At 72.0% G+C, this 10,294-nt stretch carries 10 protein-coding genes and 1 pseudogene; 1 reads left to right on the forward strand and 10 read right to left on the reverse strand.

Annotated elements, in window-relative coordinates; translation table 11 throughout:
* From WML84_RS09230 to WML84_RS09275, 10 genes are all read right to left on the reverse strand, one after another.
* On the reverse strand, window positions 1-253 hold a 253-nt coding region (locus WML84_RS09230; RefSeq protein ID WP_347345852.1), incomplete at its 3' end, for a glycosyltransferase.
* Between the two features lie 10 nt (window positions 254-263).
* On the reverse strand, window positions 264-1,466 hold the full coding sequence (gene ftsW, locus WML84_RS09235; protein ID WP_347345853.1) for a putative lipid II flippase FtsW: 1,203 nt from the start codon (window positions 1,464-1,466) through the stop codon (window positions 264-266).
* Window positions 1,467-1,506: 40 nt separating this feature from the next.
* Entirely contained in the window at window positions 1,507-3,066 is a 1,560-nt protein-coding gene (gene murD / locus WML84_RS09240; RefSeq protein ID WP_347345854.1) for a UDP-N-acetylmuramoyl-L-alanine--D-glutamate ligase, read from the reverse strand.
* Window positions 3,063-4,172, reverse strand: coding sequence for a phospho-N-acetylmuramoyl-pentapeptide-transferase (mraY, locus tag WML84_RS09245; RefSeq protein ID WP_347345855.1), 1,110 nt, complete (start codon window positions 4,170-4,172; stop codon window positions 3,063-3,065). The genes murD and mraY overlap by 4 nt, the downstream gene beginning before the upstream one ends.
* The gene (murF, locus tag WML84_RS09250) at window positions 4,169-5,578 is read right to left on the reverse strand and encodes a UDP-N-acetylmuramoyl-tripeptide--D-alanyl-D-alanine ligase (RefSeq protein WP_347345856.1); all 1,410 of its coding nucleotides are present in this window, start codon (window positions 5,576-5,578) and stop codon (window positions 4,169-4,171) included. The genes mraY and murF overlap by 4 nt, the downstream gene beginning before the upstream one ends.
* 21 nt (window positions 5,579-5,599) lie before the next feature.
* Complete coding sequence (locus WML84_RS09255) at window positions 5,600-7,402, reverse strand: penicillin-binding protein 2 (protein WP_347345857.1); 1,803 nt, start codon at window positions 7,400-7,402, stop codon at window positions 5,600-5,602.
* A 4-nt stretch (window positions 7,403-7,406) separates the two neighbouring features.
* Window positions 7,407-7,979: a hypothetical protein gene (locus WML84_RS09260; protein ID WP_347345858.1), complete on the reverse strand. Its 573-nt coding sequence runs from the start codon at window positions 7,977-7,979 to the stop codon at window positions 7,407-7,409.
* Window positions 7,976-8,935, reverse strand: coding sequence for a 16S rRNA (cytosine(1402)-N(4))-methyltransferase RsmH (gene rsmH / locus WML84_RS09265; protein WP_347345859.1), 960 nt, complete (start codon window positions 8,933-8,935; stop codon window positions 7,976-7,978). The genes WML84_RS09260 and rsmH overlap by 4 nt, the downstream gene beginning before the upstream one ends.
* Before the next feature lie 98 nt (window positions 8,936-9,033).
* On the reverse strand, window positions 9,034-9,465 hold the full coding sequence (mraZ, locus tag WML84_RS09270) for a division/cell wall cluster transcriptional repressor MraZ (RefSeq protein ID WP_347345860.1): 432 nt from the start codon (window positions 9,463-9,465) through the stop codon (window positions 9,034-9,036).
* Between the two features lie 165 nt (window positions 9,466-9,630).
* Window positions 9,631-10,008, reverse strand: a complete 378-nt coding sequence (locus tag WML84_RS09275) for a DUF3040 domain-containing protein (protein WP_347345861.1) — start codon at window positions 10,006-10,008, stop codon at window positions 9,631-9,633.
* Between the two features lie 69 nt (window positions 10,009-10,077).
* Between WML84_RS09275 and WML84_RS09280 the strand changes: the two are divergent.
* Window positions 10,078-10,294: pseudogene (locus WML84_RS09280) on the forward strand (polyprenyl synthetase family protein); the annotation flags it as partial.

The following is a 10,294-nucleotide window of genomic DNA, read 5'->3' on the forward strand; positions in this document are numbered from 1 at the left end:
CCTGGGCGAGGGCGCGCCGCCGGCGGGCCGGGAAGCGCGCGGCGGCCCCGTTCGGCCGTCGCGGGAACGGCACCTTGTCGACGGTGAGCAGCTCGTAGCCGCGCTCGGGCACGAGGCGCGCCTCGAGCCCCTCACGCGTGCCGAGCACGAGCACGGTCGCCTCGGGGTCGCGCGCGCGCAGCCCGTCGGCGACCGCGAGCAGCGGGCTCACGTGCCCGGCGGTGCCGCCGCCGGCCAGCAGGTAGGTGGTCACCCGCTCGACCCTACCCGCGACGGGCGGACGTGCGCGCGGGTGCCGGGCGGGGCGATGCCGGGCGAGCCCCGGCGGGTCGCGCCTGCACCTGATGCGACGGCAGCGTCCGCGCGAACGACAGCAGCACGCCGCACGCGATCAGCACCGACAGCAGCGACGTGCCGCCCTGCGACATGAACGGCAGCGGCACGCCGAGCACCGGGAACAGCCGCAGCACGACGCCGATGTTGATGAGCGCCTGGCCGACGATCCACACCGTGATGGCGCCGGCGACGATGCGCACGAACGGGTCGAGGGTCTTGCGGATGACGTGGAACGAGCCCACCGCGAACAGGGCGAACAGCACGAGCACGACGGCGCAGCCGATGAGCCCGATCTCCTCGCCGACGATCGCGAAGATGTAGTCGTGCGCGGCCGCGGGCAACCACGAGTACTTCTCGCGCGAGTTGCCGAGCCCCAGGCCGAAGACGCCGCCGCCGGCGAGCCCCCAGATGCCGTGCAGCGACTGGTAGCAGTCGTCGTAGTAGCACGCGGCGGTGTCGACGTCGAGGAAGCTCATGATGCGCCGCATGCGGTCGGGGCTCGTGACGGCGAGCACCGCGACGGAGCCGATCGCGAGGATGAGCGGCAGCACGAAGATGCGCAGCTTCACGCCGGAGAAGAAGAGCGCGCCGAGGAGGATCAGCACGAGCACCATCGCCGTGCCGAGGTCCTTGCCGAGGATCACGGTGCCGATCACCACTGCCCCCACCGGCACGACCGGGATGAACACGTGCCGCCACAGCCCCAGCAGCGTGTGCTTGCGGTACAGCACGTAGCCGAGCCACAGGGCGAGGGCGAGCTTCAGGAACTCCGACGGCTGCGCCTGGATGCCGCCGATGACGATCCAGTTGCGGTTGCCGTCGTTCTCCACGCCCAGGCCCGGCACGAACACCAGAAGCTGGAACAGCACGCCGAAGATGAGCGCGGGCCACGCGATGCGCTTCCAGAACAGGATCGGCAGCCGGCTCGCGATGAACATGAGCGGGATGCCCAGGAGCGCGAACATGCCCTGCTTCATGACCGTCTCGAACGGGCTCACGCCCGCCGCGGTGTCGGTGGCCATCGTCGCCGACAGCACCATGACCAGGCCGAAGCCGGTGAGCAGGAGCGCGGTCGAGGCGATCAGCAGGAACTCGCTCGGGACCGGCGCGAAGGCCTTCCCGAGCATCACGCGCGCCGAGAAGGTGCGCCGCCCGGAGCTCTCCGCGGGCTCAGCGGGCGGAGTCGCCGGCCGGGTCGGTCCGTGCGTCGTCGTCGCCACCGGGCTCCCTTCCGCCTCGTCCGATCCGGGCGCGCACCGCCGCCTGGAAGCGGTGGCCGCGGTCGGCGTACGACGAGAACTGGTCGAAGGATGCCGCGGCCGGGGCGAGCAGCACCACGTCCCCGTCGCGGGCGATCTCCGCCGCCAGCTCGACGACGTCCGCCATGACGTCTTCAGTCTGAGCGGCATCGACCTCGAACAGCGGCACCGCGGGCGCGTGTCGGGCGAACGCCGCCACGACCGCGGCCCGGTCCACCCCGATCACGATCGCGGCCTTGGCGGTGGGGCCGCGCCCGGCGACGAGCTCGCCGATGTCGACGCCCTTCAGGAGGCCCCCGACGACCCATACGGCGCCCGGGTAGGCGGCGAGCGACGACGCGGCGGCGTGCGGGTTCGTGGCCTTCGAGTCGTCCACCCACGTGACACCGCCGTCGACGGCGACGACCTCGATGCGGTGCGGGTCGAGCCGGAAGCCGTCCAGCGCCTCGCGGATCGCCGCCGGCGCGACGTCCAGCGAGCGCGCGAGGGCGCTCGCGGCGAGCGCGTTCGCCACGATGTGCGGGGCGGCGAGCCCGCGCGCGGCGAGCTCGTCGAGCGTCGTGAGCTCGAGCGCGCTCGTGCGGCGCTCCTCGAGGAAGGCGCGGTCGACCAGGATGCCGTCGACCACCCCGAGATCGCTCGGCCCGGGCACGCCCAGGTCGAACCCGATGGCGCGGCATCCCTCGACGACGTCGGCCTCCTCGACCATGCGCCGGGTCGCGGCATCCGCCTTGTTGTACACGCACGCGACGCGCGTGTGCGCGTAGACGACCGCCTTCGCGTCGCGGTAGGCGAGGAACGAGCCGTGCCACTCCAGGTGGTCGTCGGCGAGGTTGAGGCACACGCTGGCGTGCGGCGAGACCGGGTCGGGCCCGTCCTGCTGCAGGCCCAGGTACCAGAGCTGGTGGCTCGACAGCTCGACGACGAGCACGTCGAAGCCGGCCGGGTCGCGCACGGCGTCGAGGATCGGCGTGCCGATGTTGCCGCACGGCACGGCGCGCAGGCCCCCGGCGACGAGCATCGTCGCGGCGAGGCGGGTCGTCGTGGTCTTGCCGTTCGTGCCGGTGATGAGCACCCAGTCGGCGGGCCGTCCGTCGGCGCGCACGACCTTGTCGCGCACGCGCCAGGCCAGCTCGATGTCGCCCCACACCGCGACGCCGCTCTCGCGCGCCCACGCGATCACCGGGTGGTGCGGCGGGAAGCCCGGCGAGGCCACCACGACCTGGGGCGCGTGCTCGCGCACGGCGTCGGGCACCGGGTCGAGCGGCCCGGTCCACAGCCGCGCCCCGATCACGGGCACGAGCCGCTCGTACTCCGGGTCGGCCCGCTCGGTCGCCACGAGCACCTCGGCGCCGAGCTCGGCGAGCGTGTCGGCGACCGAGAACCCGGTCACCGACAGGCCGAGGACGACGACCTTGAGACCCCGCCAGTCGGCGCGCCAGCTGGTCAGCTCCGCGAGGGGCGCGCTCATATCAGCGCCAGCCAGGCGACGTAGAACAGGCCGACGCCGGTGACGGCGAGGATGCCGGCGACGATCCACAGCCGCACGACGATCGTGATCTCGGGCCAGCCGCGCATCTCGAGGTGATGGTGGAACGGGCTCATGAGGAACAGGCGTTTGCCGCCGGTGAGCTTGAAGTAGTACCGCTGCAGCACCACCGAGCCGGGCGCGATGACGAAGATGCCGGCGATGATGAGCGCGAGGATCTCGGTGCGCGAGAGGATCGACATCGCCACGATGACGCCGCCGATGGCCATCGAGCCCACGTCGCCCATGAAGACCTTGGCCTTCGGCGCGTTCCACCACAGGAACCCGACCAAGGCGCCGACGAAAGACGCCGCGACGATCGTGAGATCCATGGTGTTGGGCGTGTTGTAGCACGCCGCGTAGTAGGCCGACACGAGCGCGTCGCTCGTGCAGCGCTGCTGGAACTGCCAGAAGGTGACGAGGCTGTAGGCCGAGACGGTGAAGATCGCCGACCCGGTGGCCAGGCCGTCGAGGCCGTCGGTGAGGTTGGTGGCGTTCGACCACGCGACCGAGAGGAACGACACCCAGACGAGGTACATGATCCAGCCGATCACCGCGCCGAGCGCCATGAACGACAGCACCGGGATGTCGCGGAAGAACGACACGTACGCCGATCCCGGCGTCTGGTCGCGCGCGTCGGGGAACGAGAGGGCGAGGATGCCGAAGGGCACCGCGACGAGGATCTGCCCGACCACCTTGCGCCAGCCCGACAGGCCGAGGCTCCGCTGCGAGCGGACCTTCATGAAGTCGTCGACGAAGCCCACGGCGCCCATGCCCACCATCATCCAGAGCACCAGCAGGCCCGAGATGGACGGCGGCGCGCCCCCGTTCAGAGTGCCGACGGAGTAGCCGACGAGCGTGCCGAGGATGAAGACGATGCCGCCCATCGAGGGCGTTCCGCGCTTGGCGTGGTGGCTCGGGTTCGACACGTCGTCGGGCGTGCGGATGACCTGACCCCAGCCCCAGCGCTCGAACATCCGGATGAACAGCGGCGTGAGGCACAGGGTGAAGGCGAGCGAGATCGTCGCGGATGCAAGGAGTGATCTCACGAGAAGAATTCTCCCAGACGATCGCCGAGGTGCCGGAGGCCCGCGGAGTTGGAGGACTTCACGAGCACGCGGTCGCCGGAGCGCAGCTCGTGCACGAGGTAGTCGTAGGCGTCCTCCGGCGTCTCGAAGAACACGGCCTCGCCGTCCCACGAGCCCTCGCCCACCGCGGCGAGGAACAGGCGCCGGGCATCGGCGCCGACCACGACGATGCGCTCGATGCGCAGGCGCACCGCCAGCAGGCCCACCCGGTCGTGCTCCTCGCCGGCGAACTCGCCCAGCTCGCTCATCGCGCCGAGGACGGCGACCTTGCGCTCGCCGGGCGCGGTGATCTGGGCCAGGGTCCGGAGGGCCGCCGCCATGGAGTCGGGGCTCGCGTTGTACGCGTCGTTGATGATCCGGATGCTGTCCGAGCCGAGCGGCTGCATGCGCCACCGCTCGGCGAGCTCGACCGTCTCGAGCCGGGCGACGGCGTCGCCGAGCGTGACCCCGAGGGCCAGCGCGGCGGTGACGGCGGCCAGCGCGTTCATCACGTGGTGCTCGCCCAGCACGCGCAGGCGCAGCGCCACGCGCTCGTCGCCCGCGACGACGACGCAGCTCGTCCCGTCGGCCGACACCTCGACGTCGTCGGCGCGCACGTCCGCGGCGGGGCCGCGGCCGAACCAGCGCACCGACACGCCGCGCGCCTCGGCGACGGCGGCCATCGTGACCACGCGCGGATCGTCCGCGTTGAGCACCGCCACGCCGCCGGGACGCACCTGCTCGACGAGCTCGGTCTTGGCCTTGACGGTCGCCTCGACCCCGCCGAAGCCGCCCGCGTGGGCCATGCCGACCATGAGCACGACGCCGACGTCGGGGCCCACGAGGCCCGCGAGCTGGGCGATCTCGCCCGGTCCCGACGCGCCGAACTCGCTCACGAGGAAGCGGGTCCCCTCGGTGACCCGCAGCATCGTGAGGGGGGCGCCCACCTCGTTGTTGAACGAGCCGCGCGGGGCCACGGTGGCGCCCTCGTCGCGGAGGATGCGCGCGAGGAGGTTCTTCGTGGTGGTCTTGCCGTTGGAGCCGGTGATGCCGACGACGCGGAGCCCGCCGGCGCGGGCACCGGCGACGACGGCACGGGCGAGGTCGGAGAGCGCGGCCACGGCGTCGGCGACGACGATCTGCGACACCGGGGCGTCGACCTCGTGCTCGACGATCGCGAGCACGGCGCCCCCGTCGACCGCGGCGCCGACGAACCGGTGGCCGTCGGTCGTCTCGCCGGGCTTGGCGACGAAGACGTCGCCCGGGCCGATCTCGCGCGAGTCGGTGTCGACCGCGCCCGACACGACGTCGTCGGGCGAGGCCCCCTCGGAGGGGACGAGCGTCCCCGAGACCGCTCGGGCCACCTCGGCCAGCGTCATCCGGATCATGTCAGTCCTCGCCCAGTCGCATCAGTCGGTCAACGGGAGGAGCGGCGTCGTCGAGCCCGACGGCATGATGCGGTAGTGCTTGAGCACCTGCGTCATCGCCTTCACGAACGCGGGCCGGTTCGCGGCCGACATCCGGACCTTCTTCGGCTCGTCGAACGCCGTCAGGACAACGTACTTCGGATCGTCCGCGGGTGCGAACCCGACCAGCGACGTGTAGTAGAGGTTGTCCTTGTAGGTGCCGGTCGCCGGGTCGACCTTCTGCGCGGTGCCGGTCTTGCCCGCCATGCGGTAGCCGGGGATCGCGATGTCCTCGGCGAGCGTGCCCTGCGCGAAGACGTTCTCGAGCATGAGGCTCACGTCGGCGGCGGTCTCCTTCTTGATCACGCGCTCGGGGCCGGGAAGGTCGGGCTTCTCGACCGTGCCGTCGGCCGTCGTGCACGACTCCACGAGCGACAGCGGCATGCGCACGCCGTCGTTCGCGATGGTCTGGTAGACGCTCGCGACCTGCGGAGCGGTGACGGTGAACGCCTGGCCGAACGTCGTCGTGTAGAGCGTCTGGTTGTCCCAGTCCTCCACCGGCAGGTAGACGCCGTCGGGCTCGCCCGACCAGTCCAGGGCGGTGCCCGCTCCCACGCCGAACTTCTTCAGGTACTCCAGCCGCACCTCCGGCGACACCTGCGAGCCGAACTTCGACATCGCGACGTTGGAGGAGTTCACGAGGCCGCCGGCGAGGGTCATGGTCTCGGTGTCGTGCGGCTCGGAGTCGGAGATGTCGGCGCCGTTGGGGAAGATCTCGCGGTCGGGCACGACCTCGGTCGACAGCGGCGTCAGGCCCGCGGCCTCGATGGCGGTGGCGGCGGTGACCGGCTTGAACGTCGAGCCCGGCTCGTACGAGTAGCGGAAGAGCCTGGTGCCGCGGTCGTCGGCCTCGACGGCGTCGAAGTCGTTCGGGTCGACCGTCGGATACTCGGCGGCGGCGCGGATCTTGCCGGTGGCGACCTCGACGACGAGGATCGCGCCGCTGTCGGCGCCGAGGTTCTGCGTCTGCTCGGCGATGAGCTGCTGCATGTACCACTGCAGGTCGCGGTCGATCGTCAGCTGCAGCGTGCCGCCGTCGACCGCCGGCTGCGACACCTCGGTGCCGGGGATGACGACGCCGTCCTTGCCGCGCTGGTAGCGGATCTTGCCGTCGGTGGCGGCGAGGCAGCCGTCCTGCAGCGACTCGATGCCCTCGAGCGGGGTTCCGTCCGAGCCGACGAAGCCGATCACGTTGCCCGCGACGGCGCCGTCGGGGTAGGTGCGCGCCGGATGCTGCTCGAAGGACAGGAAGGGCAGGTCCAGGTCGGCGAGGCGCCGGTACTGCTCGGTCGTCAGCGACCGCTTCAGGTAGGCGAACCGCGACCCGGCGTTCTCGGCGAGCGCGTCGGCGACGATCTGCTGGACGTCGGCGGCGCTCTGGCCGGTGACGGCGCCGATGCGCCCGGCCAGCTCCTCCCACGGGATCCGGTCGGCCGGATCGGTGCTCGCCGGGTCGGCATCCCCCTTCGGCACGCCCTTGACGGCGTTCATCGGGTCGAGCACGCCGTCGTAGAGCAGGATGCTGGTGGCCAGCGTCGCACCCGTGGTGTCGACGATCTTGCCGCGGGTGCCGTGCAGCGTGCGGCCGCTCTCCATGCCGAGCGAGAACGAGTCGGCGAGGTGCTCCTTGGCGTTGACGACCTGGATGTCCACGAGCCGCACGACGAAGGCCGCGAGGACCGCGAGGACGACGGCGAGCGCGACGACGGTACGGCGGCGCGGGCTCCGGGTGGCGCGGGTCGTCATACTCTCAGTGTGTGGCGGGAGTGGGCAGACCGTCGGTGATCGGCGGGGGTGTCGGGGTATTGCGCAGCAGCTCGGTGTCGGCCGACGCGCCCTGCTGCATGCTGGCCTTGGGGTCGGTCACGAGCGGCGTGTCGCCGACGAGCGCGTTGGGGACGGACGCGCGAGAGAGCGCGTCGATGCTGGAGACTCCGGCCGCCGCCTGGCCGCCGCCGATGACGGCGCCGTCGCTCAGCCGCAGGTAGTTCGGCGACTCGTTGATGACCATGCCGAGCGCGGCGGCGTTGGCGGCGAGGAACTGCGGCGAGCTGAGACCGGCGACGTCGTCCTCGAGCATCTGCGCCTGCCACGAGAGCTCGCGCTGCTGCTGCGTGAGGTCGGCGACCTGGTACGAGGTCTGCGTCGTGAGGATGGAGAGCCCCATCTGCGCGCCGGCGATCGCGACCGCCGTGCCGACCGCGAGGACGCCGTAGAGCAGCCGCGGGCGGCGCCCCGGGGCGGGCCGCTCCACCAGCCGGAGCCGCGGGCGCGGCGCCCGCCGGGGGGCGGGCAGTGCGGAGGAGAGTGCGGCGCTGCTCATGCGGCATCCTTCATTCGTTCGGCGGCACGCAGACGCACCGGGGTGGCGCGCGGGTTGACCGCGCGCTCGGAGTCGGAGGCGAGCTCGGCGCCCTTGACGAGCAGCCGGAACCGCGGCGCGTGCTCGGGGAGCTCGACGGGGAGGCCGGCCGGCGCGGTCGAGGACGACGCCTGCGCGAAGGCCCGCTTGACGAGGCGGTCCTCCAGCGACTGGTACGACAGCACGACGATGCGGCCGCCGACGCGGAGCAGGTCGAGTGCCGCCGGCAGCGCCCGCTCGAGGGCCGCGAGCTCGCCGTTGACCTCGATGCGCAGCGCCTGGAACACCCGCTTGGCCGGGTGGCCCGACCGCTCGCGCTGCACGGCGGCGGGCGTCGCGGCGACGAGGATCTCGACGAGCCGGCCGGAGCGCTCGATCGGCGCGGTGCGGCGGGCGTCGACGATCGCGCGCGCGTAGCGGCCGGCGAGGCGCTCCTCGCCGTAGCGCTCGAAGATGCGCCGCAGGTCGCCCTCGCCGTACGTGGCCAGGACGTCGGCGGCCGTCACGCCGCCGGTCTGGTCCATGCGCATGTCGAGCTCGGCGTCGTGCGCGTAGGCGAAGCCGCGCGAGGTCTCGTCGAGCTGCAGCGACGAGACGCCGAGGTCGAACAGGATGCCGTCGACCCGGCGCCGCCCGGTGGACGCGACCGCCGCGGCGATGCCGTCGTAGACGGTGTGCACGAGCGTGACGCGATCGCCGAACCGCGCGAGCCGCTCCCCCGCGATGCGCAGGGCGTCGGTGTCGCGGTCGAGGCCGACCAGGTGCAGGTGCGGGAACCGCTCCAGGAGCGCCACGGAGTGGCCGCCCATGCCCTCGGTGGCATCCACCACGGTGGCGCCCTCGTGGCCGATGGCGGGGGCGAGCAGCTCGACGCAGCGCTCGAGCAGGACGGGGGTGTGGATCTCGTGCAGGTCCATGATGCGGGGGCCGGGACCCCCGGCCCTGATCCCCATCCGCTCCGACCTGGCGCCGGGGAAGTGCGTCAGGGCGTGCGGCTGGGAGTCACGGCCGGGGGTCAGAAGAGGCCCGGGATCACCTCCTGCTCGAGCTCGGCGTACGTCTCCTCGTTCCCTTCCGCGTAGGCGTTCCACGCGTCGGCGTTCCAGATCTCCGCGTGCGCGCCGACGCCGGTCACGACCAGGTCGCGGTCGAGGGAGGCGTAGGCGCGCAGGGCGGGCGGGATGGTGATGCGGTTCTGGCTGTCGGGCTTCTCGGCGCTGGCGCCGGAGAGGAACATCCGCAGGAAGTCGCGCGCCTGCTTGTTGGTGAGGGGCGTCTCACGGATGCGCTCGTGGATGCGCTCGAACTCGTCGGCGGCGAAGACGTAGAGGCAGCGGTCCTGGCCGCGCGTGATGACGACGCCGGGGCCCAGGTCGTCGCGGAACTTCGCCGGGAGGATGACGCGCCCCTTGTCGTCCAGCCGCGGGGTGTGCGTGCCCAAGAGCATCGATCCACCACCCCCGTCCGACCGGCCTCGTCACGTACTCACCACTTTACTCCACTTTCCTCCACTCCACTATGAGGAAGCGCGTGATTCCGCGTGAGAATCCGGATCCGGGCAAAGAGAAGAGCACCGACCCTGAGGTCGGTGCTCTGTTCCTTCCGTGTGCGGTCAGTGACCGTCGCGACGGCGGTCCCAGCGGTCGTTCATGCGATCCATGAACGACCCGGACGACGATGCGGACGACGGCGCCTTCTTGGTCCCGCCCTCGTGACGCACGCGCGCGGTCCCGCCGCGCGTGGGCGTCACCGCCAGGACGACCCCGCCCACCATGGCGAGGAAGGCGACGACCCCGATCGCGATGATGCCCGTGGACACACCCGCGATGACGCCGCCCAGGCCGAGCAGCACCAGCAGTGCGCCGTAGACGATGTTCCGATAGCTGAGAGCCTGACCTTCGCGGGGCGCGCTGACGACGTCTGCGTCAGTGTGCATGAGATGGCGTTCCATCTCGTCCAGCAGACGCTGCTCCTGCTCTGACAGTGGCATGCATCCCCCTCGTGATCGACTCGAGTACCTACTGATTCTACGCGTGCCCGCAAGAACTAGGCTAGGCCCGTGACACCCACCCTGGCGCCGATCGAGGCGGTTTCCCAGCGAGTGGAGAGATTCGCGGACGACCGCCGCCGCGAGGCCGACGGCCTGGGCGCCGAGGCGGTCGCGTTCGTCGCCTCCGCGGCCGCCGCGCTGACCGGCGGCAAACGCCTGCGCGCCCGCTTCTGCCTCACCGGCTGGCAGGCCGTGGCGGAGTCCGCGGGGGTGCCGGCCGCCCCCG

Source organism: Microbacterium sp. (assembly GCF_039812165.1).
Classification (GTDB): domain Bacteria; phylum Actinomycetota; class Actinomycetes; order Actinomycetales; family Microbacteriaceae; genus Microbacterium.

Coding starts and splice junctions, on each gene's coding strand:
- mraZ (WP_347345860.1), bottom strand. CDS start 9,465: ATGCTCTTGGGCACGCACACCCCGCGGCTGGACGACAAGGGGCGCGTC.
- WML84_RS09255 (WP_347345857.1), bottom strand. CDS start 7,402: ATGACGACCCGCGCCACCCGGAGCCCGCGCCGCCGTACCGTCGTCGCG.
- WML84_RS09275 (WP_347345861.1), bottom strand. CDS start 10,008: ATGCCACTGTCAGAGCAGGAGCAGCGTCTGCTGGACGAGATGGAACGC.
- rsmH (WP_347345859.1), bottom strand. CDS start 8,935: ATGGACCTGCACGAGATCCACACCCCCGTCCTGCTCGAGCGCTGCGTC.
- murD (WP_347345854.1), bottom strand. CDS start 3,066: ATGAGCGCGCCCCTCGCGGAGCTGACCAGCTGGCGCGCCGACTGGCGG.
- WML84_RS09260 (WP_347345858.1), bottom strand. CDS start 7,979: ATGAGCAGCGCCGCACTCTCCTCCGCACTGCCCGCCCCCCGGCGGGCG.
- murF (WP_347345856.1), bottom strand. CDS start 5,578: ATGATCCGGATGACGCTGGCCGAGGTGGCCCGAGCGGTCTCGGGGACG.